This is a genomic window from Cohnella caldifontis (assembly GCF_029360585.1).
In the GTDB taxonomy this organism is placed as follows: domain Bacteria; phylum Bacillota; class Bacilli; order Paenibacillales; family Paenibacillaceae; genus Cohnella; species Cohnella caldifontis.
On record NZ_JAQZSJ010000003.1, the window covers coordinates 380,509 to 402,700 of the forward strand.

At 59.6% G+C, this 22,192-nt stretch carries 19 protein-coding genes; 17 read left to right on the top strand and 2 right to left on the bottom strand.

The features are described 5' to 3' along the window. Positions 1–127: 127 nt before the first annotated feature. Positions 128–382: a hypothetical protein gene (locus PTZ19_RS07570; protein WP_276353515.1), complete on the bottom strand. Its 255-nt coding sequence runs from the start codon at positions 380–382 to the stop codon at positions 128–130. 445 nt (positions 383–827) lie between these two features. Here PTZ19_RS07570 and PTZ19_RS07575 point away from each other — a divergent pair, with 445 nt between their 5' ends. Both PTZ19_RS07575 and murA read left to right on the top strand, forming a co-directional pair. After that, on the top strand, positions 828–1,082 hold the full coding sequence (locus PTZ19_RS07575) for a DUF1146 domain-containing protein (RefSeq protein ID WP_276353517.1): 255 nt from the start codon (positions 828–830) through the stop codon (positions 1,080–1,082). Between the two features lie 329 nt (positions 1,083–1,411). Further along, entirely contained in the window at positions 1,412–2,803 is a 1,392-nt protein-coding gene (gene murA, locus PTZ19_RS07580; RefSeq protein ID WP_276353518.1) for a UDP-N-acetylglucosamine 1-carboxyvinyltransferase, read from the top strand. A 646-nt stretch (positions 2,804–3,449) separates the two neighbouring features. Here the strand turns inward: murA and PTZ19_RS07585 are convergent. After that, entirely contained in the window at positions 3,450–4,148 is a 699-nt protein-coding gene (locus PTZ19_RS07585; RefSeq protein WP_276353519.1) for a helix-turn-helix domain-containing protein, read from the bottom strand. 1,018 nt (positions 4,149–5,166) lie between these two features. On the opposite strand from PTZ19_RS07585, the gene spoIID reads away from it, so the two are divergent. The 15 genes from spoIID (at position 5,167) to PTZ19_RS07660 (ending at position 21,974) form a co-directional block, all read left to right on the top strand. After that, on the top strand, positions 5,167–6,483 hold the full coding sequence (spoIID, locus tag PTZ19_RS07590) for a stage II sporulation protein D (protein ID WP_276353521.1): 1,317 nt from the start codon (positions 5,167–5,169) through the stop codon (positions 6,481–6,483). A 77-nt stretch (positions 6,484–6,560) separates the two neighbouring features. Beyond that, on the top strand, positions 6,561–7,298 hold the full coding sequence (locus PTZ19_RS07595; protein ID WP_276353523.1) for a M23 family metallopeptidase: 738 nt from the start codon (positions 6,561–6,563) through the stop codon (positions 7,296–7,298). 210 nt (positions 7,299–7,508) lie between these two features. Next, positions 7,509–8,648, top strand: coding sequence for an HD-GYP domain-containing protein (locus tag PTZ19_RS07600; RefSeq protein WP_276353524.1), 1,140 nt, complete (start codon positions 7,509–7,511; stop codon positions 8,646–8,648). A 179-nt stretch (positions 8,649–8,827) separates the two neighbouring features. After that, positions 8,828–9,115, top strand: a complete 288-nt coding sequence (gene spoIIID / locus PTZ19_RS07605; RefSeq protein ID WP_276353526.1) for a sporulation transcriptional regulator SpoIIID — start codon at positions 8,828–8,830, stop codon at positions 9,113–9,115. Between the two features lie 130 nt (positions 9,116–9,245). Further along, on the top strand, positions 9,246–10,244 hold the full coding sequence (mreB, locus tag PTZ19_RS07610) for a rod shape-determining protein MreB (protein ID WP_276353528.1): 999 nt from the start codon (positions 9,246–9,248) through the stop codon (positions 10,242–10,244). Between the two features lie 27 nt (positions 10,245–10,271). After that, the gene (locus tag PTZ19_RS07615) at positions 10,272–11,138 is read left to right on the top strand and encodes a flagellar hook-basal body protein (protein WP_276353530.1); all 867 of its coding nucleotides are present in this window, start codon (positions 10,272–10,274) and stop codon (positions 11,136–11,138) included. Between the two features lie 50 nt (positions 11,139–11,188). Continuing rightward, complete coding sequence (locus PTZ19_RS07620; RefSeq protein ID WP_276353532.1) at positions 11,189–12,004, top strand: flagellar hook-basal body protein; 816 nt, start codon at positions 11,189–11,191, stop codon at positions 12,002–12,004. A 142-nt stretch (positions 12,005–12,146) separates the two neighbouring features. Continuing rightward, positions 12,147–12,377: a DNA-directed RNA polymerase subunit beta gene (locus PTZ19_RS07625; RefSeq protein ID WP_276353534.1), complete on the top strand. Its 231-nt coding sequence runs from the start codon at positions 12,147–12,149 to the stop codon at positions 12,375–12,377. A gap of 79 nt (positions 12,378–12,456) precedes the next feature. Next, on the top strand, positions 12,457–13,008 hold the full coding sequence (locus PTZ19_RS07630; RefSeq protein WP_276353535.1) for a CDP-alcohol phosphatidyltransferase family protein: 552 nt from the start codon (positions 12,457–12,459) through the stop codon (positions 13,006–13,008). A 165-nt stretch (positions 13,009–13,173) separates the two neighbouring features. Further along, on the top strand, positions 13,174–13,611 hold the full coding sequence (fabZ, locus tag PTZ19_RS07635; protein WP_276353536.1) for a 3-hydroxyacyl-ACP dehydratase FabZ: 438 nt from the start codon (positions 13,174–13,176) through the stop codon (positions 13,609–13,611). Positions 13,612–13,686: 75 nt separating this feature from the next. After that, positions 13,687–15,390 carry a phospho-sugar mutase gene (locus tag PTZ19_RS07640; protein ID WP_276353537.1) on the top strand — a complete coding sequence of 568 codons (1,704 nt, stop codon included), beginning with the start codon at positions 13,687–13,689 and terminating at the stop codon, positions 15,388–15,390. Positions 15,391–16,708: 1,318 nt separating this feature from the next. Next, entirely contained in the window at positions 16,709–18,688 is a 1,980-nt protein-coding gene (locus PTZ19_RS07645; protein ID WP_422614983.1) for a DUF5693 family protein, read from the top strand. Beyond that, positions 18,688–19,893 (top strand): polysaccharide pyruvyl transferase CsaB, encoded by a 1,206-nt coding sequence (gene csaB / locus PTZ19_RS07650; protein WP_276353539.1) that lies wholly within the window; start codon positions 18,688–18,690, stop codon positions 19,891–19,893. The genes PTZ19_RS07645 and csaB overlap by 1 nt, the downstream gene beginning before the upstream one ends. 46 nt (positions 19,894–19,939) lie before the next feature. Next, on the top strand, positions 19,940–20,686 hold the full coding sequence (locus PTZ19_RS07655; protein WP_276353699.1) for a WecB/TagA/CpsF family glycosyltransferase: 747 nt from the start codon (positions 19,940–19,942) through the stop codon (positions 20,684–20,686). A gap of 157 nt (positions 20,687–20,843) precedes the next feature. After that, a complete protein-coding gene (locus PTZ19_RS07660) occupies positions 20,844–21,974 on the top strand; it encodes an MraY family glycosyltransferase (RefSeq protein ID WP_276353701.1) in 1,131 nt (376 codons plus the stop codon). Positions 21,975–22,192 lie beyond the last annotated feature (218 nt).

Below are 22,192 nucleotides of genomic sequence, written 5' to 3' on the forward strand. Positions count from 1 at the left end.
GACTTTTCGGTTTGAAGAATATGCCGAATGGCCACCTGCCGCGGGAAGCGGGGGTGGCTTCTTGTTTTGGGGAGCGACCGACGTTCGTCGACTCGGGATCGGTATTTCCGGGGAAATGCGATGCATGTCATGTCGTCAGGCCGTATTTTTTGTCGCAGACTTGCGACCAAAGTCCTTTTTTTTGTTTTCTAAGAAGGGAATTCGTGTCGATAATCGAAGAAATATAGTAATGGCGAAATGTCAAGCGAGGTTCGGGAGCGGAAAACGGCGGTTCGTTTGCCTCTCCCGTTATCGCCGTGTTCAAGCGGCAGACGGTATTGCTCCCAGGGGCGGGAGCAGATGCGGCAGGCTTTGCAAGGGAAACGCTGCCCATCGCCGCCATGTCGCGGGACGCCGATACGCGGAACGGACGAGCGGGATTTCATCGAGCCGTCCGTGAATCCGCTTGCTTTCCCGATTTGACGGGCTTACCGGCCGGCAGGACGATCCGTCCGGCGGTACGAACGAACGAGGGAAGCGCTGCGTGCTCAGACTTGCACGGAGGCGCGGATCAAAGGAGGGGGCAGCCCTGCCGGGAAGCCGGGGGGATAGGATGGGTCTGTGCATGTTTTGAGGTCGGAGCAGCGGAGCATCCGTATGCAAGGATGGGATCGGGACGCATCCGGAGGCATCCGAATATATTACCTTGAAGCATTCGCGAGGTGGACGACTGGGGCGAACTCCGTGATCAAATCGGCGGACGCTGTCCATCCTTGAAGAAAGAGCGGCTTGCGGAAAACGAAGATCGAACGTCCGCGGGCAGGTTACCGGAAAGGGGAATTGAAATCATGGACGCAGCGGGGGGATTCAGTTCCCTGGCCTGGGACGGATTGTTTTCCATCTTCGTGACGCTGGGCTGCATCGCGCTGGCTTGGGTGCTGCTGCAAGAAGTGCGGTTCGATCGGATCCTCCGTCACCCGCTTAGTCCCAGGGCCCGCTTGCTGCAGATGCTGATCGCGATCGTGCTCGGCCATTTGACCGCCCAATTCGTTCTGAATTACTGGCATTGGGCCGGGTATGTCAAATGGCTGTTCAGGGCATGATCGGGTGCCCGGGGCCGCATAATGGTTTAGCGGATTGAAAACAATGGGTAAAAGGACACTGAAGCGATCGAGCGGCCCATTTTATGGAATCGCCGGGCGAATACGAGGGAGAAATTGGCGCTTGTGCCAGTTGGCCGGCCGGTGGTAAGATGAAATTTGTGCGATTATTTACATTTCACATTCCTTTCATTTCCGAAGGACGATGAAGCCGGATTTTCAACGGATTCGGATTCGCCCCCTCCCGTACCGCTTGCGGGCGGGCGGCGGACCGGCATTGACATCGCAAAATCGGCTTCGGCATGATTTATAAACGGCGGAGGGAACCACCCATGAGCAAAATCATCGTCCGCGGAGGCCGTCCATTACAGGGGTCTGTCCGTGTTCACGGCGCTAAAAATTCCGTGCTTCCGATCCTCGCCGCCTCCTTGTTGGCGGAAGAAGGGTCTTGTGTCATTCATGACGCGCCAGCCCTGGATGATGTCGCGAATATTTTGCAAGTGCTTGGCCATTTGGGGGTTCAATCGCGGCAGACGGGGGACGCTTTGCGTCTGGACGCCCGCGCGTTGACGGGCTCGGAAGCGCCTTACGAACTGGTGCGAAAAATGAGGGCTTCGTTCCTCGTCATGGGACCGCTGCTCGCCAGGCTCGGCAAGGTGAGAATTTCGCTTCCCGGAGGATGCGCCATCGGAACGCGGCCGATCGACCAGCATTTGAAGGGCTTCGAGGCCATGGGCGCGGAGATTGGATTCGGCCAGGGAGCGATCGAGGCGAGCGTGAACGGCAAGCTCCGCGGAGCCAAAATATATCTTGATATCGCCAGCGTCGGAGCCACCGAGAACATCATGATGGCCGCGGCGACGGCGAACGGCACGACGCTGATCGAGAACGCGGCGAGAGAACCGGAAATCGTGGATTTGGCGAATTTCCTGAACGCGATGGGCGCCAAAGTCCGCGGCGCGGGAACCGGCGTGATCCGCATCGAAGGCGTAGAACGCCTGCACGGCGTGGAGCATCACGTCATTCCCGACCGGGTGGAAGCCGGTACTTATATGATTGCGGCCGCCATTACGGGCGGTGATGTCTACGTGGAAGGCGCGATCCGGGACCATCTGGGGCCGGTCGTGGCGAAGCTGGAGGAAATGGGCGTGGCCGTCGAGAGCGACGAGAACGGAATCCGGGTGCGCGCCAGCCACCCGCTTCGCGCCGTCGACGTGAAGACGCTGCCTTATCCGGGTTTTCCGACCGACATGCAAGCGCAAATGATGGCGCTTCTGCTGAAAGCGGAAGGAACGAGCATCGTGACGGAAACCGTGTTCGAGAACCGGTTCATGCACGTGGAGGAGTTCTCCAAAATGGGCGCGGAAATCAAGGTCGACGGACGCACGGCCATCGTCTCCGGCAATGCCCGCTTGAGCGGAGCCAGCGTAAGCGCGACCGATCTTCGCGCGGGCGCCGCCCTGATCTGCGCGGCTTTGGCCGCGGACGGGGTGTCGGAGGTATCCGGCCTGCACCATATCGACCGCGGGTACGTGAACATCGTCGGCAAGCTGGCTGCGCTCGGCGCCGACATCATGCGCGTCCCGTCCCCGGAGGAGCTCCTCCAGGAAGCCGAAGCCGCGCAGATGCCGCCGGCCGTCGTGCTGCGCCAAGAAGAGCGCGCGCCGGAGCGCGCATCGGTTCCGGAGGTCGGCCGGCTGAAAATCCAACCAACGCTTGCCTAAGGTTCCGGGTATACGGTACCGGTACGACAGCGGCTGCGGCTGTAGAGCCATTATACTTAGCGATGACAGATGCCTCGATCTCGGGGCATCTTTTTTTGTTTCGAGAGTCTCCGTTCGTACCGTCCAACCGTCGCAACAGCACACCACGCGCACGATTTCGTCAATCGTACCGTTTCGCCTCCGCAATAACGTATTACATACGCTATATGGCCAATCCTACCGATTCGCATCCGGAATAACGTATCACATACGCTAATCCGCCGATCTAACCGTACAACCGTCGCAATAACGTACCACATACGCTATTTCGCCGATCTTACCGTACAACCGTCGCAATAACGTACCACATACGCTAATTCACCAATCCTACCGTACAACTGTCGCAATAACGTACTACCACATACGCTAATCCACCAATCCTACCGTACAACCGTCGCAATAACGTACCACATACGCTATTTCGCCGATCTTACCGATTCGCATCCGGATTAACGTATCACATACGCTAATCCACCGATCTTACCGTACAACCGTCGCAATAACGTACCACATACGCTAATCCACCAATCCTACCGTACAACCTTCGCAATAACGTACCACATACGCGATTCCACCAATACTACCGTTTCATCACCGCAGTAACGAATCACATACGCTTATGTATTGAGTTTCGATTCGGGTTGAGGATATAACGAGTCATTCTCTTTTTACCTGCTTTTTCAGGGAAGACGATTTGTTCACTACTTAACTTCCGCAAATGAAGAGCAATTGTGCAATTGTTCCATCCAAGCAGCTTGGAAATCTCGATGGGGGACATCGACGTGCCTCGGGAGGACAACAGTTTGACGATGGCGAGGTCGATCGGATCAGTGGTCGGCAAGACTGGTTTGGCGTTGCCCCATTTGCCTAGGGCTTGCTGGATCTTGAGTTGGCAGTGGCGCGGATTGTCTTTGATTCGATCAACGGAGAAGCGAAGTATTTTCCAGTCGTCGAGAACGAGATCGTTTTGGCGGTCCAAGTGATCGTCGAATTGCCAGCGGGTCAGGTTGCGGGCATGCGTGCCGTAATCGTCGATTTCGATACAGAGGACCAGTCCATCCAGGATAATAGCGAAGTCCAGGAACCGGCTGCCATCCTTGAAATCATGAACCTCGTACTCGGGGTGCAAATCATCCAGATTGCCGATAGCCGGCCACCATAAGTTGCGGACGAACAGCTTGCTTGAATAACTCAGTCCTTGCTGCAACCGTCTTTTGCGTTCCCCCGTACTGCGGCGGATATGGTATTCCATCCAACGTTGATATGCAGCTTCGAACGATGCATCCTCATGCCGCACAACCGCCACGCGCCATCCCTCCTCGAAGCAAAGCAAAACGCCGCCTGCCCGGGTCTACCCGGAAACAGACGGCGTGTGCTTCACGACCTTATTTTCCCAAACAATACCAAAATAATCGGAAAAGGGCAAGCATTCGGCGACGTAAAAGGAAGTACTGGCTGGCTTAAAGGTAGTCGAAGGATGATTGCGAGCAACTCCCAAAAGTTGGCGGAAGGGTGAACGAAGGATGATAACAAGACTTCATAAGCTGGCGTAAAGGCGGTCGAGGATGAATGCGAGCAACTCCACAAGCTGGCTGAAGGGTGAACGAAGGATGATTGCGAGCAACTCCCAAAAGTTGGCGGAAGGGTGAACGAAGGATGATAACAAGACTTCATAAGCTGGCGTAAAGGCGGTCGAGGATGAATGCGAGCAACTCCACAAGCTGGCTGAAGGGTGAACGAAGGATGATTGCGAGCAACTCCCAAAAGCTAGCGGAAGGGTGGTCGAAGGATGAATGCGAGCAACTCCATAAGCTGGCGTAAAGGTGGTCGAAGGATGATTGCGAGCAACTCCCAAAAGCTAGCGGAAGGGTGGTCGAAGGATGAATGCGAGCAACTCCATAAGCTGGCGTAAAGGTGGTCGAAGGATGATTGCGAGCAACTCCCAAAAGTTGGCGGAAGGGTGAACGAAGGGAGATTGTCCTAAGGACGAGAGTACGAGCAAATAGTCAATTCGGCAGGAGAATGATCAAAGAATGGAGTTCAAGTAAACGGTCAAGAGAGAGTGCAAGGAGCGAAAGCATTTAAGACGGGTGAAGAGAATTCGAAAAGTGGACAGGCAGATGAAAATCGTGGGGGCGGATGGGGAGATCGCTCCCACAGACGTACAGCTTAATGTTACAGGGGGTCAAATGAACTTACGGCGAAGTTAGCCAATAGATTCATCGCACGAATGGAAGCGGCGTTCTAATCATTTCCCCAACCGCATAAACTCTTTTGACCGGCAGGGACAAGCCGATGTGAAAAGACGAGCGCGGAGGTACGGGATGAAGACGAGCAGCCGGGTGGAATGGGCGGCTTTCGCGAGCGGGATGGCGATTGCGGCGATTCTATGGTTGGGGATCCATAACCGAGATGCAAGTCCGAACGATAATGTTCAAGCTCAAGTGGCCGAGGTCCAGTGGGGCCGAGGGGACAAGCCTTCAGCGGAAAGGGACAATCGACAGCTGGGAGACGCTGTTCCCGGACAAGCAGGTAAAGAGGCGGACGGACAGCGAGTTGCAGACAGCGAGCAGGGTCCGGCCGGCAGAAAATCATCAACAACAGAAAAAAACCGATCACAACCCCGCGGCGGACAAGCCTCTATAGCGCTAACCGAGGGTGGGGAGGGCCAGCAGCCGGCTGTAACCGGTCGGTCAAGCCTATCTAGCGAAGGGCAATCTTCCATCGGCAAAAGCTCGTCGGCGCAGAAGGCAGCAGAGGCCGAGGCCGACCTGCACCTCACCGTCGGCGTCTACTTGACGAAGGAACGCCGCATCGAACGCGTGCCGCTCGAAACCTACGTGCGCGGCGTCGTCGCGGGCGAGATGCCGGCGGAATTCGAACCGGCCGCGCTGGAGGCGCAGGCGCTCGCGGCGAGGACGTATATCGTCCGCCGGCTGCTGCTCCGCGACGACTCGAACGTACCGGTCCAAGGCGCCGATGTCACGGACACGCAGACCCACCAAGTCTACATCTCGCAGCAAGCGATGGACGACCTGCGCAAAAAGGACGAGCAAGCCTGGCGCAAGGCGGACGAAGCCGCGTCCCGCACCGCCGGTTGGATTATCGCGTACCACGGCGAGCCGATCCAGGCGCTTTATTTCTCAACGAGCAACGGATACACGGAAAACTCCGAGGACGTGTTCCCGGACCGGATACCGTATCTCCGCTCGGTCGTTAGTCCTTGGGACCGGACCGGCGCGCCGCGCTCGGAGGGTACGGTCGAGATGACGATCGGCCAATTTTACGCCAAACTCGGAATCCGCACCGTGCCGGTATTGACGCGGCTCGGCGGCCATCCGAAAATCAAGGTGACGGAATGGACGCAAGGAAAAAGAGTCAAAACGGTGACCGTCGGATCCAAAACCTTCACCGGCCCGGAAATCCGCAGCAAATTGGGCCTTCGGTCGTCCTCGTTTACCTGGACCGTCCAAGACGGAGAGATCCGGATCACCACGCACGGAAGCGGGCACGGCGTCGGCATGAGCCAGTGGGGGGCGCAGGGGATGGCGCAAGCCGGCCGGTCGGCGGAGGAAATCGTCGAATACTATTACACGGGTACGGAACTCATGGAAGTTTCGAAGCTCGCGGATAAACTATAAAAATGTCAAACTTGCAATCCGATCACGTATAAAAGCTCGTCACCTGGTAAGAATGGCTTACTGAGGTGATGAAAACCATGAGTAACGAAGGCAACAAAACGCCCCGCAAAATCGACGAATCTACCAAGTCGACCGCGGGAACGATGCCCGCTGCCAGATCTTCCGGCTGGAAAAGGCTGCTCTCCAAACGCTGGGTATTCCCGGCAGCTTACATGGCCGCGGCAGCAATCATCGTAACGATCCTCTGGCTCAACGCGGGAGGCCAGGGGAAAGACTCGGAGCAGGCGATTCCCGGACAAGCCAGCGCGGACGTCGGCGCGGGAACGGACGCAACCGCGAGTCCCGAAGCGGCGCCCGTGGCGGCTACGGGCGAAACGCTCCGGTGGCCGGTCGACAAGCTGGAATCGTACAAGACGACCCTCTCCTTCTATGACGCATCGGCTCCGGAAGAAGAACGGCAAGCAGCCATGATCGAGCACGACAACACGTTCTACCCGCATACCGCGATCGACCTGGCGCGCAAAGACGGCAAAGACTTCAACGTGCAGGCCGCCCTCAGCGGCAAAGTGACGGTCGCCGAGCAGACCCCGACGAACGGCTTTGAAGTGCATATCCAGCACGCCGGCGGTTACGAAACGGTGTACCAAAGCTTGAAGGACGTGAAGGTCCAGGTCGGGCAAGAGGTCGAGCAAGGCGACGTGATCGGAGCCGCCGGCCAAAGCACGCTGGAATCGGCTGAAGGAGTGCACGTGCATTTCGAGGTCCTCAGCAACGATCAGTCCGTCAATCCGGCGACTTTGATCAAGGACGAGTAATCGAAAGTTCCGCCGCCGCCTCCTTGGGGACGGCAGGAGAACCGGGCCGCCGGCGCGCCTCATGCGCAGGCGGCCCGGTTCTTTGAAATTTTTCTATCGACACCCCAGGAAGAATGTGACATAATTTTTCATATCATTTGGAACGGGTTGACCGAATCCGCCGAATTATTCCGCCCGGATCAACTAGGACCGAAAGGTGCGAATGGCCTCATGAGAGACGTACCCGTCGCGCAGCTCCAGAGCGGGGATGTTCTGGCGAAGCCGATATTCTCCCGCAGCGGCGTTATCCTGCTGGATGCCGGCACCGTGTTGACGGACGCTTATATCACGAGACTGCGCAGCCTGGGCATTGACCGGGTTTCTTTGCGTTTCGCGCCGGGGTCCCTATGGACGGATCCTTCCTCCCCGGATGCGTACGACATGTCCCAAGCCGAGTGGGTGCTTCCGGACATCGCCCGCATGAAAGGGGACGCCGAGTCCCGCAAGACCGCGGTGCAGAACGCGCTGGACTTTCCCGAGAAGATGAAGGGACTTGAGCGCATCGCCCTGCCGATCCCTCAGGACAAATTCCGGAAGCAGCTCCGGGACATGATCGGAGACATCGTGTCGAACCGGGAGCTCGCCGAAGAATTGGGGGTCATGTTTCAAACCGATCCTCTCCTGTTCCAGCAATCGCTGCACGTGACGATGTGCGCCGGCGTGATCGGAACCGCGCGCAATTACGATCCGCAGGAGCTTTACGCCTTGACGCTCGGCTCTTTATTCTCGGACGTCGGCATGACGAGACTGCCGAACGATCTGACGAAAGTCACGCGGGAGCTGACGGAATCCGAGCGTTTCAAGGTCCGGGGCCATACGACGGAAGGTTACCGGATCCTGAGCCGCATCCCGGGCGTGCCGCTGGAATCGGCCAAGGTCGCGCTTCAGCACCATGAGCGGTATCGGGGCGAAGGTTATCCATACGGGCTGAAGAGGGGCGAAATATCCGAATTCGCCCAGATCGTCGGCATCGCCGACGTCTACAACGCCCTGCTGTCCTCCCGCTATCATCGCGAGGCTTACGCGGTGGAGGAAGCGACCGAGTATTTGTTCGCGGCCGGCAATTACGAATTCGATTTGTCCTTGATCCAGACGTATCTTCGACATTTGACGATCTATCCCGTCTCCACCCACGTCGTGCTGAGCAGCGGCCAAACGGCCTGCGTCGTGGAAACGGTCAATCGCCCCGTGCTTCGCCCGGTCGTACAAGTCTACCGGGAAGCGGACGGCTCGGCCATCGCGTCTCCTTACTTGGTCGATCTGGAGCAGCACCCGACTCTCGCCATCCTGAGACGGATTCGTTCTTCCTGATGCCGCCCGACGGCACCTTGTTCCCCTCGCTCTATACGGTTCGATACCCCGAAAGACGGAGGCCCCGGCCATCCGTCTTTTTTCATGCGACTAAAGACGCACATGCCCCCCGGAACAAAGAATAAGTGACCGCGCCCCTCATATAATGTACCAATCTATTTCAGCAGGGAGGCGGGAGCGTGCACGATTACATCAAGGAACGCACGATCAAAATCGGCCGTTGCATCGTGGAAACGCGGAATACGGTCCGTACGATTGCCAAGGAATTCGGCGTCTCCAAAAGCACGGTGCATAAAGACCTCACCGAGCGGCTGCCGGAAATCAATCCGGATTTGGCTGATCAAGTCAAGCACATCCTGGAATACCACAAATCGATCCGGCACCTGAGGGGAGGGGAAGCCACCAAGATCAAATACAAGAAGTCGACGGTGAAAAAACGGGAGGTCCTAACCGCCGGCAAAGCATAATTCCGCCTAAAGTCGGACAAGAAAAAGAAGGAAATTGCAAAACGCCGTCGAATAATCTATCATTACGGATTTATGTCCATCATCCATTGTCGAAACGAATCCAATCCATATAGATGAGGGAGCCAGGTTCATGTTCAGCAAAGACATCGGAATCGACCTCGGCACGGCGAACGTGTCCATTCACGTGAAAGGCAGGGGAGTGGTCCTGGACGAACCTTCGGTCGTCGCGATCGAGAGCGACACGAAGAAGGTGCTGGCCGTCGGCGACGACGCCAGGCGGATGGTCGGACGGACCCCCGGCAATATCGTGGCGATCCGGCCGCTCCGGGACGGGGTCATCGCCGATTTCGAAGTCACGGACATGATGCTCAAGGCTTTCATCGGACGGGTAGGAGGCCGCAGCTGGTACAGCCGTCCCCGCATCCTGATTTGCGCGCCGAGCAACATCACGTCCGTCGAGCAGAAAGCGATCCGGGAAGCCGCGGAACGCAGCGGCGCCAAGGAAGTTTTCATGGAGGAAGAGCCGAAAGCGGCAGCGATCGGCGCGGGCATGGACATCTTCCAGCCCAGCGGGAATATGGTGGTCGATATTGGCGGAGGAACGACGGATGTAGCCGTCCTGTCCATGGGCGACGTCGTGACCGCCTCTTCTCTTAAAGTCGCGGGGGACAAGTTCGACGCGGCCATCATGAAATACATAAAGAACAAGTACAAATTGCTGATCGGGGAACGCACCAGCGAAGACATCAAAATCAAGATCGGCACGGTTTATCCGCACGGCCGCCGGGAAGAGATGGACATCCGCGGCCGCGACATGGTATCGGGCCTGCCGCAGACGGTCACGATCCATTCGGACGAAGTGCGGGACGCGCTCTGGGAGCCCGTATCGTCCATCGTGGCTTCGGCCAAATCGGTGCTCGAGCGCACGCCCCCGGAGCTGTCGGCGGACATCATCGACCGGGGCGTCATCCTGACCGGCGGCGGCGCGCTGCTGGACGGGCTCGACGCCTTGCTGGCGGACGAGCTTAAGGTCCCGGTGCTGATCGCGGAGGACCCGATGCATTGCGTAGTGAAAGGAACCGGCATCATGCTGGATCATTTGGATAAAATGACGCGCAAAGTGAATTGACAAACGGAATCGCGGGAGGAAGATCGGGTGTTAAGGGGACTTTATACGGCGGCCTCGGGCATGATCGCCCAGCAGCGCCGCCACGATACGGTGACGAACAACATCGCCAACTTGAATACGCCCGGCTTCAAAGCGATGAATTCCATGACGAGGGCGTTCCCGGAAATGCTCGTCTCGGCCATGGGCGGGGACAACGTCCGCAGCGGACCCATCGGCAAATTGAATACCGGCGTGTTCGCCGAAGAGAACCGGCTGTCCTTCGGCCAAGGGGACCTGTCGGAAACGCAGCGTCCGCAGGATTTGGCGATCGTGTCGGACATTTTCGTTGACGGGGCGACGTTCGACAGCTCCGGGAAATACGTCGACCCGAACGGCAACGTCATCTATCAGCCGCAGGCTTTCTTTACCATCCAATCCGCGGACGGCGGGCGGGAATACACGCGGGACGGCAGCTTCAAAACGGCGCCGGACGGCACGCTGCTGACGTCGGACGGCGCGGCGGTGCTGGGGGTGGGCGGGCAGCCGATCGTCATGAACGGTTCTTGGGAGGACGTTACGGTCAGAGCGGACGGCGTGCTGTACAGCAAGGCGCTTCAGCAGCCCTTGCCGGGAAGTCCGCAGGTGCTGCTCACGGTCGTGAACGATCCGAACCAATTGGTCCGCCAAGGCAACGGACGGTTCCAATACGAAGGCGATCCGGCAGGCATCCGGCAGCTGGCGGCGGGAGACCGCGTCCAGGTGCGCCAAGGCTATCTGGAACGCTCCAACGTCGACTCCGCCCAGTCGATGGTCGACATCATGTCCGCCCTCAGAGTTTACGAAGCGAACCAGAAAGTCATCCAATTTTACGACAGTAGCCTGCAAAAAGCCGTGAACGATATCGGCAAAGTGTAACGGACATCCATAAAGCGTGGAAAGTTTGGGATTAGAGGAGGAACGGCCGGGTGAACAACTCGATGATCGCTTCATCGGCCTCGATCAGCGCGCTTCAGCAGAAGCTGGACATGCTGGCGGATAATATCGCCAACATCAACACGGTCGGATATAAACGCAAAACCTCGACGTTCGAGGACCTGCTGACCAGCCTGCAGCCTCGGGAGGAGGACTTTCGCCTGCCAGGCCGGGCGACCCCGCTCGGCTTTACCCAAGGCTGGGGCGTCCGCCTGGCCGCGATGATGCTCGACATGACGCAGGGAACGCTGCAATCGACGAACAACCCGAACGACGTCGCCATCGAGGGCAACGCGCTGTTCCAAGTCCGCATGCCGGACGGAACGACGGCGTACACGCGCCACGGCGCGTTCCAGATGATCCCGCTGCCGAACGGAGAACGGCAACTGGTGACGGACGGCGGACTTGCCATCCTGAACCGCGACGGGGGAGACATCATCGTGCCGGAAGGACGGAATCTGACGATTTCCGCCGACGGCAATCTTCTTGCCGTAGGCAACTCGGGCACCGTTCCGATTCCGCTCGGCCAGCTGCAGCTCGTCCAGGTGCTTAAGCCGGAGCTGCTCCGCTCGATCGGCGACAACCTGTACGGCGTGGATGCAGGCACGAACGCGAACGCCGTCGTGCAGCAGCTGCCGGTCAAGCCGGTGGACGTATCCGTGCGCCAAGGCTTCACGGAACAATCGAACGTCAGCCTGACGGATGAAATGACCGAGCTGATCAACGTTCAACGTTCTTACCAACTGAATGCGAGGGCGCTGGCGTCGGCGGATCAAATGCTCGGGATGGCGAACAGCCTCCGGGGATGATACGATAGAGAGCGAGACGGGTGAGCAGAGGGATGCCCCGTCCGCGCGGATTTCAGCCTCATCCGGCGAAACCGGGGCTGAGGCGGCCGTGCGTCCACGCTACTCATCGCCTCCGGGCGCATGCGAAGGAGTCGAAAGCTTCATGACGGCATCTCCCCGTCCGGCGCGGTCTGCCTCCCGTTCTTTCGGCAGGACGTTCGGACGAATCGTATGGACGACGTTTAAAATTCTCATTGTTCCGATTCTGTGCATTCTGGCGCTGATTCTGGGGCTGGCCGCCGGATACGCCGTTCTCGGCGGGAGGCCGGTGTCGGAAGCGTTCGAGGTGCAAACATGGAAGCATTTGTATGACTTGGTATTCGCGGACGGCTGACGGATTCGACCGGCCGCCGCGGCGCCAACGACTCCCCGGCCGCGCCGGGGAGTTTTCATTTGGGGGGCCTGGCGGTATAATGAGCAAGGAGAAACTGGCAATCAGGGGGGGAGCGGTCGGGTTGAACATACCGAATATCATCACGCTTTGCCGATTCGCTCTTATTCCCCTTTTTTTGGTTCTCTATTTGAACGGATATTCGATTGAGGCGCTGGCTACGGTGTTGCTGTCGGGGTTAACCGACATCCTGGACGGATATATCGCAAGGCGAAGCGGGCAAATTACCGTTACCGGCATCATGCTGGATCCGCTGGCGGATAAGCTGATGATGCTCGCGATCGTCACGGCGCTGCTCGTCAAAGGGGAAATTCCGTGGCAAGCCGTCGCGGTGATGGCCTTCCGGGAAATCGGCATGATCGCCAGCTCCGCGTTTTTCCATTTCCGGGGCTTGAAGACGGTTCCGGCGAACGTGCTGGGCAAAGCCACCACCATCGTCTATTATGGCTCGATCATGCTGCTCCTGCTGGAACAGCCCGGCGGACTCGCGCTGCTGTGGATCGGCATCGCGATGTCGTTCCTGACGACAGCCGTCTATTTCCTGAAATTCCGCAATCTGAACCGCGCTTCGTAAGCCATTCATCCTCGGGACAAAAGAGCCCGCCGCCGCGACCTTACGGACCGGTGGCGAGCTCTCTTATATCAACCTTGGCGTCTGCAGTCGCCGAAGGGGACAAACCTAGTATGTACTTTCCCGGCGGCGTCTATGCGCGCCTTTATCGAAATGGAGGATCCCCCTATGATGGACATTCAGCAAATCCAAGAGATTATTCCGCACCGCCCCCCGTTCCTGCTGGTAGACCGCATTTTGGAAATCGAACCCGGCAAGCGGGCCGTAGGGCTCAAAAACGTGACGATGAACGAGCCGTTTTTCGTCGGACATTTCCCCGGATATCCGGTCATGCCGGGCGTGCTGATCGTCGAAGCGCTCGCCCAGGTCGGTTCGGTCGCGATGCTGGCTTTGGAAGAAAACCGGGGCAAACTCGGTTTCTTCGCCGGCATCGACGAGTTCCGTTTCCGCGGGCAAGTGAAACCGGGGGATACGCTGATCCTGGAGCTGGAGGTCACCCGTTTGAAGGGGCCGATCGGCAAAGGGCGGGCGACGGCGAAAGTCGGCGATTCCGTCGTGGCGGAAGGCGAGCTCATGTTTGCTTTATCCGATCCGAACAAGGGGTAAGCAGGCAATCGGGTTGTTCGATCGGCGGGGAGGGACATAGAGATATAAAGACGTGGAAAAAGGAGTGGTGAGCGCATGTCCAAAACGCCGCAGGAGCTGTACGAAACGTGGTTGCAGGATCCGGGCATCGACGAGGCGACGAAGGATGAGCTGAGAGGCATAGCCGGGAATCCGGCGGAAATCGAGGACCGGTTCTTCCGGGACTTGGAGTTCGGAACCGGGGGCTTGCGCGGCGTCATGGGCGCGGGCACGAACCGGATGAACCGTTATGTCATCGGAAAAGCGACCCAGGGCTTCGCGGAGTATTTGCTGAAGCAGGGGCCGTCCCCGTCCGTCGTGATCGCGCACGATTCGCGGCGCAACTCGGACGTGTTCTCGCTGGAGGCGGCTTGCGTGCTGGCGGCGAACGGAATCAAGACGTATTTGTTCCGCTCGCTCCGTCCGACGCCGCAGCTGTCTTTCACGGTCCGGCATCTGCGGGCGTCCGGCGGCATCGTCATCACGGCGAGCCATAATCCGCCGGAGTACAACGGCTACAAGGTGTATGCCGCAGACGGCTGTCAGCTGGTTCCGCATCAGGCGGAGCAGGTGATCGAGAGCATCCGCGGCGTGGCGTCGTTCGACGCCGTGAAGCGGCTCAGCCAAGCCGAAGCGGAGGCGCAAGGCTTGCTGGTCTGGCTGGGAGACGACGCGGACCAGGCGTTCGTGGACGTGGTGGCCGCGCAGGCCGTCCAGCCGGAGATGCTGCGCTCCGGAGCGGGCAACGCGTTGAAAGTCGTGTACACGCCGCTTCACGGCGCGGGCAATTGGCCGGTGCGGAAGGTGCTGGCGCAAGCGGGATTCGGGAACGTGCACGTGGTGCCGGAGCAGGAACAGCCGGATGGCGGGTTTTCGACTGTGAAATCTCCGAATCCGGAGGAGCATGAGGCGTTCACGCTGGCGATCGGGCTGGCCGACCGCGTCGGCGCCGACATCATCATCGGGACCGACCCGGATTGCGACCGGATGGGCGCGGTCGTGAAAAACGACGAAGGCCGCTACGTCGTGCTGACCGGCAATCAGTCCGGCGCGATCATGGTCCATTATTTGCTGTCGAATCTCGAAAAGCAGGGAAAACTACCGGACAACGGCGCCGTGATCAAAACGATCGTCACGAGCGAGATGGGCGCGGATATCGCCGCTTCCTACGGCTGCGAAGTGATCAACACGCTCACGGGCTTCAAATACATCGGGGAGCAGATGACGAAATTCGAGGCGACCGGCTCCCATACGTTCCTGTTCGGTTACGAGGAGAGTTACGGCTACCTGACGGGGACTTACGCGCGGGATAAGGACGCGGTCGTCGCGTCGCTGCTCATCTGCGAAGCGGCCGCCTATTACAAGTCGCAGGGCAAGACGCTGTACGACGTGCTGCTCGAGCTGTACCGGCAGTACGGCACGTACCTCGAGAAGCTGGAGTCCCGGACGCTGAAAGGCAAGGATGGGCTCGAGAAAATCGGGGCGATCATGTCCGATTGGCGCCGGAACCCGCCGGCCGAAGTGGCGGGGGTGGCGGTATCGCGCATGCTCGACTACGAGGGCGGGCTGGACGGCTTGCCGCCGGAGAACGTGCTGAAGTTCCTGCTCGCGGACGGCTCCTGGTTCTGCCTGCGGCCTTCCGGCACGGAGCCGAAGATCAAGATTTATTTCGCGGTGCGCGGAGGAGACTTGGCCGCCGCCGAGGCCGCGCTGTCGCGGCTGGTCGCGGCCGTCATGGCCCGCGTGGACGCGCTGGCTTGAGCGGGCGCGGCTGGGGCGGAGCGGCAGACGCAGATGGTTCGGGGCGACGAAATAGTGCACGACATGCGCTAATCGCATGTTGGAGGAGCTAAGGCGGCCCAATAGCGTACCACATGCGCTAATCCGCATGTTGGTGAGCCTGGGTGACTCAATAGCGCACGACGTGCACGAAATGGCGAGTTGGTGAGCTTGAGTGACTCAATAGCTCACCACGTGCACGAAATGGCGAGTTGTTAAGCCTGAGTGACTCAATAGCGCACCACGTGCACGAAATGGCGAGTTGGTGAGCCTGGGCGCCGAGATAACGCACTGCATGCGTTAATTGCTGTTAGCCAGCCGGAGCGGCGCAATAGGGAGATACGCAAAACCGCAGGTTGGCGAACTGGAGTGGTATAGCGTATGAAATACGCTAAATCACAGTTTGACGAGCCGGAGCGGCGCAATAGCGTATGAGATACGCTAAATTGCGGAGTGGTGAGCCGAAGAAGCGCAATAGCGTATTAGATACGCTCAATTACGGATTGGTGAGCCGGAGCGGCGCAATAGCGTATGAGATACGCTAAATTGCGGATTGGTGAGCCGAAGAAGCGCAATAGCGTATTAGATACGCTAAATTACGGATTGGTGAGCCGGAGCGGCGCAATAGCGTATGAGATACGCTAAATTGCGGATTGGTGAGCCGAAGAAGCGCAATAGCGTATTAGATACGCTAAATTACGGATTGGTGAGCCGGAGCGGCGCAATAGCGTATGAGATACGCTAAATTGCGGATTGGTGAGCCGATGAAGCGCAATAGCGTATCAGATACGCTAAATTGCAAGTTGGTGAGCCAGAGTGGCGGAATCGCGATTCAGATACGCAAACACGCTGGCTGCGGTGAAAGAGCGGGCCGTTTACAGAAAACGTGCGCGATATAACGTGCGAAATTCGTGAGGCGGTAACGCGAGCTTCCCCATTAGCGGCAGGAATGCCGCTAATTTTGTGGGGGACGGCGCGAAAGCTGGGGGTTCGGCTCGAACCTTGGGGAACGCGCAAACGGACCGCTCGAGGGCTTGAACCGGCTGCGTAAGCGAGACATCATCCCGACGAAAAAAGACGAACATCAGCCCCAGGCACCATCACGAACGAATGAGCCTTATCAACCTAAGGGTGACGTAATAAATACATTAATAGTCGAATCCCGCGTAAGCTTGGCATCATTTTGAAACATTATGAAGGAGTGACGGTTGTGCCCCAGTGGTGGAACAGGTTGAATCGCAGGATGGCGGGGTGGCTCTGGTGGGTCGTGCTGGTCGGCGTAATCGCTTCATTGCCGGTCATGTACGCGAGGTCCCAGACGGAAAGCTCGGCGGACCAGACGGCCATCGTCATCGACTACAAGGACTTGCTGCAGATCGGAGCGACCCAGGCGGATCCGCCGGCTTACGTCTCGCAGCAACTGGACAAGCTGAAGCAGGCCGGCGTGAACGGCGCGATCGTGTACGAGAGCACTCTGGAAGAGCTCGCCTGGTCCGGGGAAATCTCCGTCTACAGCACCGCCGAGGCTGCCACGCTGCAGGGCAAAGTTCCGACGCCGGGGGACAACCGCACGTACGTGTTATTCCTGAAACCGGAGGATGAAGCCACGGTCCGGCAATTGATCGCAGACGGGTTTGCCCGGCACGGCGCCGACGTCGCGGATTGGTCGTTCGACGGACGGAACGGCGTGGCGATCGGCATGGGCAAGGACGACGCGACGCTGCGTCCGATGGAGCCGAACCCGATCGAGATCAAGAAGCTGAGGGACGCCGGGTTGTGGGTGGTGCCGCGGCTGTCGGACCGTTTCGAGAAGTTCGATCCGGAGCTGCTGAACCAATGGATCAAATCGTTCAAGGCGATGGGGATCGACCGGATCTCGTTCGACGGGGACGCGGTGCCCGGATTGAGCAAACCGTCTCCGGAACCGGGCAAGCCGGACGGCATTCAGGAGTTCGCCTATATCCTGAAGAACAACGGGATCGGGATCGCTTCGTTCGAAAATCTGAAAGCGCCGGTGCGAGGGCTGTCCAAGCTCTCCAACCTGATCGATTACGACGTCATCCGGGCCCATTCGGTAACGGATCAGGAAATGGCAACGATCAAAGCGGACGCGCTGGCGGACCGCATCCTGCTCGCGGTGAAGGACCGGAACATCCGGCTGGTGTTCCTGAATTCGATTCCTTCGCGGGACGGGGTCAAAGGCAAAGTCACGAGTCCGCTCAAGACGATCGAGGACGCGCTGCAAGGGAACGAAGACGCGGGCGTGCCGCAGGGCGCGGTGGACAAGCTGGAGCAATTCGGCTTCACGATCGGCACGCCTCACGCGTTCACGGTCCATCATGAGCCGGCGGAAACCGCGCTGCGCGGGCTGGCGATGCTCGGGGGGATCGCGCTGGTCGCGCTGGTAGTCGGGATGTTCCTGCCGTCCTGGCTGACGATCGTGTTCGCGCTCGGCCTGGTCGGCGGAGCGGGGCTGTACGTGCTGAAGCCGACGCTGATGGTGCAGGCGCTGGCGTTGTTCGCGGCGATCGCGGCTCCGACGGCTGCGGTGATTTTGCTCGTGCGGCGGCTGCGGGCCAACCGCTCCGACGAATTGAGCGCGGGCCGCCGGCTGGGCAGCGCGGTGCTGCTCTACGTCCGCACGGCGGTGCTGTCGATGGCCGCCATCCCGCTGGTTGTTGCGTTGCTGAACCACATTTCGTATAACCTCGTGCTGCAGCAATTCCGCGGCGTCAGCCTGCTGCATGCGGCGCCGATCGGACTCGCCGCGATCTACGTGTTCCTGTACGGACCGGGGGGGAGCGTAATCGCGAACGCGCGGCGGATTTTGAACACGCCGATCACGGTGCTGTGGGTGGCGGCCATCGCCGTACTGGGGGCTGCCGGCATCTACTACATGACCCGGACGGGCAACGCGGGCCAGGTGTCGGGCATCGAGCTGACGTTCCGCTCGTTCCTGGAAAATACGTTCGGCGTGCGTCCGCGCACGAAGGAGTTCCTGATCGGGCATCCGCTGATGCTGGCGGGCATTTTCCTGACGCTGCGATACCGCTACGCCGCGTTCCTGATCGTGGCCGGCACGATCGCGCAGCTGTCGATGGTGGACACGTTCGCGCATATCCACACCCCGCTTATCCTGTCGATCTCGCGCGTACTGCTCGGCCTGGGGCTCGGGCTGATCATCGGCCTCGTGCTGATCGCGCTCTGGCAGATCGGGGAACGCATCTGGAAGCGGGTCTCCCTTCGGGAGGTACGGGAAGTTCGGGGGGCTAATTCGTAATGCGCTTGGTTCTTTCCGGATACTACGGGTTCCGTAACAGCGGGGACGAGGCGGTGCTGAAAAGCATCCTGACGGCGCTCGAGGCGGCGGGCCGGGAACGAGGGGTGACCGTCGAACCGGTCGTGCTGTCGGCCGATCCGGCTTGGACGAGCCGGCAGTACGGAGTGGAAGCCGTGCCGCGCATGAAGCTCGGCAGCGTGTGGTCGGCGCTGCGCGGCAGCGACGGGCTGATCAGCGGAGGCGGAAGCTTGCTGCAGGACGCAACGGGGCTCGGGTCGATTCCGTATTATTTGGGGATCATGGAAATGGCGCGGTGGTGCGGCAAGCCGACGTTCGTGTACGCGCAGGGGATCGGCCCGGTGCGGCGCGGGGTGTTCCATCGGCCGATCGCGCGGGCGTTCCGCAAGGCGGCGTACGTGTCGGTGCGCGACGAGGAATCGGCGGCTTTGCTTCGCCGGTTCGGGGTGCCGGAGGCGCGCGTCGACGTCGTGCCGGACCCGGTCATGGGCTTGCCCTTGCCGGGGGAGGCACTCGGCGCCGCAGGCGCGGCGGGTATGGCGGCGGACAAGGCGCCGGGGGGAGGCGCCGATCCCGCGGGATTGGGCGCGGGAATCGGCGCGGACGCGCGGGCGGCCGGCGCAGCCGCGGAGGAAGCGGACGGGCCCCCGGTGGTGGGCGTGTCCGTGAGGTTTTGGCGCGGCGACCGGGCGGACCTGGACCGCGCGGCGGCCGCGCTTGGAGCGCTGGCCGGACGGCGGAGCGTCCGGCTGCGCTTCTTGCCGTTCCATCACGGCCCGGACGAGGATGCGTCCCGGTACGTGATGGAACGGCTCTCCGCGGCGGCGGCCGCGGGGATGTGCGAGCTGGCGCCGGCGCACGACGAGCCGCAGGCGATGCTGCGCGAGGTGGGCCGTTGCCGGCTGCTGTTCGGCATGCGGCTGCACTCGCTCATCTACGCCGCGAATCGCGGGGTGCCGCTGCTGGGCCTTTCGTACGATCCGAAAATCGACCATTTTCTCGCGCAACTGGGCCAAAAACCGGTCGGAACGACGGAGGCGCTCGACCCCGAAATTTTCGCGGACCGGGCTGCTGCCGTGCTAGACGATCCGGAGGCTTGGCAAGTTTCCGTTCGTCCGGCCATCCGGCGGCTGAAATTAGAATCCGTTAAGCCGGCGCAACAAATCGTGGCGCTCGCGCGTATTTAACATAGGCAACAGGAAGGTGGCTTCCATTTTGAGCGTAAGTCCGCAGATGGTTCGATCCTATCCCACGGTGTCGTTGTACGGGGTTCCCTTTTCGAAAATGAACATGGAACAAACCGTGGCATACCTCGTGCAGGCCGTGGAGTCGCGCCGACCTCACCGCGTGGTCACCGGAAATCCGATCATGCTGATGGCCGGATTCGAGGACCCCGCGTTCCATCGCGTGCTCCAATCGGCCGACCTCGTCGTGCCGGACGGCGCCGGCGTGGTCTGGGCGGCCAAACGGGCGGGAGATCCGGTGCAGGAGCGCGTGGCGGGCTTCGACTTGATGCACGAGCTGCTGCGCGAAGGCGATCTGCGCAACTGGAAGGTGTACCTGCTCGGAACGACGTCCGAAATCATCCAGCAAGCTCGGGATAACCTGCAGCGGCAATATCCGGGCGTGCGGTTCGTGGGTTGCCGCGACGGATATTTTAATGAGAAGGAAGACGGCGCCGTGGTCGCCGCCATCCGGGAGGCAACGCCCGACCTGCTGTTCGTGGCCCGTTCGCTGAAGACGCAGGAGCCTTGGCTCGCGAAGTACCAGGACGCGCTGCAGGTTCCGGTCATGATGGGCGTGGGCGGCAGTTTCGATGTCGTGGCAGGTAAGCTCAAGCGGGCCCCGAAGCTGTTTCGGCAACTGCGTCTGGAATGGCTGTACCGGCTGCTGCAAGAACCGAAACGGTACAAGAGAATGCTGGTATTGCCGCAATTCGCCCTGAAAGTGATGAGGGACGGCGAGAAAGTCCTTAAATGAGGCTTTAGCTTCATGAAAATTTCATGAAAACCGCGAAAACGTACCAAAACGCCGAAAAACGACGACAGAACCGCCTTGTTGATTTCCGTGCGCCGGGTTTATAATTCTTTCCGGTGCATAGATAGAAGGGGAGTTATCGTTCATGTCCACTGGTTATATGATCGGAATCGGGATTTCCGGATTCATCGCCGCGCTTGCATTGGCACTTTTATTCACGCCTTTGGTCAAGAAATTCGCATTCCTCGTCGGCGCCGTCGACGTCCCGAACGCCCGGAAAGTCCACACCCGCATCATGCCGCGGCTGGGCGGCCTCGCGATCTACGCGTCGTTCACCGTCGTCATCCTGCTGCTGCTGGCGCTCATTCCGGACAATTACATGCTGCAAAGCAACCGGAACCTGATCGGGGCTCTTCTCACGGGCGGCACGATCATCGTCCTGATGGGCGCGCTCGACGACCGGTTCGACCTGAACGCCAAACTCAAATTCCTCATTCAAATCGGAGCGGCGTGCGTCGTCGTTTTCGGCTTCGATATTAAGCTCAACATCGTCAACATCCCGTTCGGATCGGCCATGCAGCCGATCGGCGAATGGATCGGCATTCCGCTGACGATCTTCTGGATCGTCGGCGTCACCAACGCGATCAACCTGATCGACGGGCTGGACGGGCTGGCCGCCGGCGTCTCCGCGATCGCGATCGCCAGCATCATGGGCATGGGCGCGATCATGGGCAACGGCACGGTCGTTCTGCTCGCGGTTTTGCTGCTCGGCAGCATTTTGGGATTCCTCGTCTTCAACTTCCACCCGGCGAAAATTTTCATGGGCGACTCGGGCGCGCTATTCCTCGGGTTCAGTCTGGCGATGCTGTCCATGCTCGGGTTCAAGCAGATCACGGTGCTGTCCTTCGTGACGCCGCTGCTCATCATCGGCGTGCCGCTGTCCGACACGTTCTTCGCGATCGTTCGCCGTTGGGTGAACAAGAAGCCGCTGATGAAGGCCGACAAAGGGCACCTGCATCACTGCCTGCAGCAGCTCGGCTTCAGCCATCGCAAGACCGTTCTCGTCATTTATGGAATCGCCGCGTTCTTCGGCGGCTGCGCAGTGCTGCAATCCGCGCTGTCGAAGACCGGGTACGGCAACTGGGTGACGTTCGTGGTCATTTGCGTGTTGATCTTCCTGCTGCAGATCGGCGCCGAGGTCATCGGCATCGTCGACAAATCGCGCAAGCCGGTGTTGCATTTCCTCGCTAGACTGCGGATGAAAGCGCAGGCGGAGACTCGGTCGAAGTGATGCAATCATATCGTTCATCAATGAACGGGCTGTGCAATTCGTTGCGCAGTCCGTTTTTACATATTCTTAAGCCGGAAAAACCCGGAAACGGGACCTCCAGCCTACCCTTCAAGTCTAAATATTCGACGCCCTTTTACCGATATATAACCCTACGCGTAACATTTGCCATGCGTTATTTCGCTTGGGTAACGATCCCGGCGGACGCAAAAATTTCAAAG

Coding starts and splice junctions, on each gene's coding strand:
- PTZ19_RS07570 (WP_276353515.1), bottom strand. CDS start 382: ATGGCGGCGATGGGCAGCGTTTCCCTTGCAAAGCCTGCCGCATCTGCT.
- PTZ19_RS07655 (WP_276353699.1), top strand. CDS start 19,940: ATGGTTCGATCCTATCCCACGGTGTCGTTGTACGGGGTTCCCTTTTCG.
- PTZ19_RS07630 (WP_276353535.1), top strand. CDS start 12,457: ATGAGCAAGGAGAAACTGGCAATCAGGGGGGGAGCGGTCGGGTTGAAC.
- PTZ19_RS07645 (WP_422614983.1), top strand. CDS start 16,709: ATGTACGCGAGGTCCCAGACGGAAAGCTCGGCGGACCAGACGGCCATC.
- PTZ19_RS07660 (WP_276353701.1), top strand. CDS start 20,844: ATGATCGGAATCGGGATTTCCGGATTCATCGCCGCGCTTGCATTGGCA.
- PTZ19_RS07640 (WP_276353537.1), top strand. CDS start 13,687: ATGTCCAAAACGCCGCAGGAGCTGTACGAAACGTGGTTGCAGGATCCG.
- csaB (WP_276353539.1), top strand. CDS start 18,688: ATGCGCTTGGTTCTTTCCGGATACTACGGGTTCCGTAACAGCGGGGAC.
- murA (WP_276353518.1), top strand. CDS start 1,412: ATGAGCAAAATCATCGTCCGCGGAGGCCGTCCATTACAGGGGTCTGTC.
- PTZ19_RS07625 (WP_276353534.1), top strand. CDS start 12,147: ATGACGGCATCTCCCCGTCCGGCGCGGTCTGCCTCCCGTTCTTTCGGC.
- spoIID (WP_276353521.1), top strand. CDS start 5,167: ATGAAGACGAGCAGCCGGGTGGAATGGGCGGCTTTCGCGAGCGGGATG.
- PTZ19_RS07600 (WP_276353524.1), top strand. CDS start 7,509: ATGAGAGACGTACCCGTCGCGCAGCTCCAGAGCGGGGATGTTCTGGCG.
- PTZ19_RS07575 (WP_276353517.1), top strand. CDS start 828: ATGGACGCAGCGGGGGGATTCAGTTCCCTGGCCTGGGACGGATTGTTT.
- PTZ19_RS07595 (WP_276353523.1), top strand. CDS start 6,561: ATGAGTAACGAAGGCAACAAAACGCCCCGCAAAATCGACGAATCTACC.
- fabZ (WP_276353536.1), top strand. CDS start 13,174: ATGATGGACATTCAGCAAATCCAAGAGATTATTCCGCACCGCCCCCCG.
- mreB (WP_276353528.1), top strand. CDS start 9,246: ATGTTCAGCAAAGACATCGGAATCGACCTCGGCACGGCGAACGTGTCC.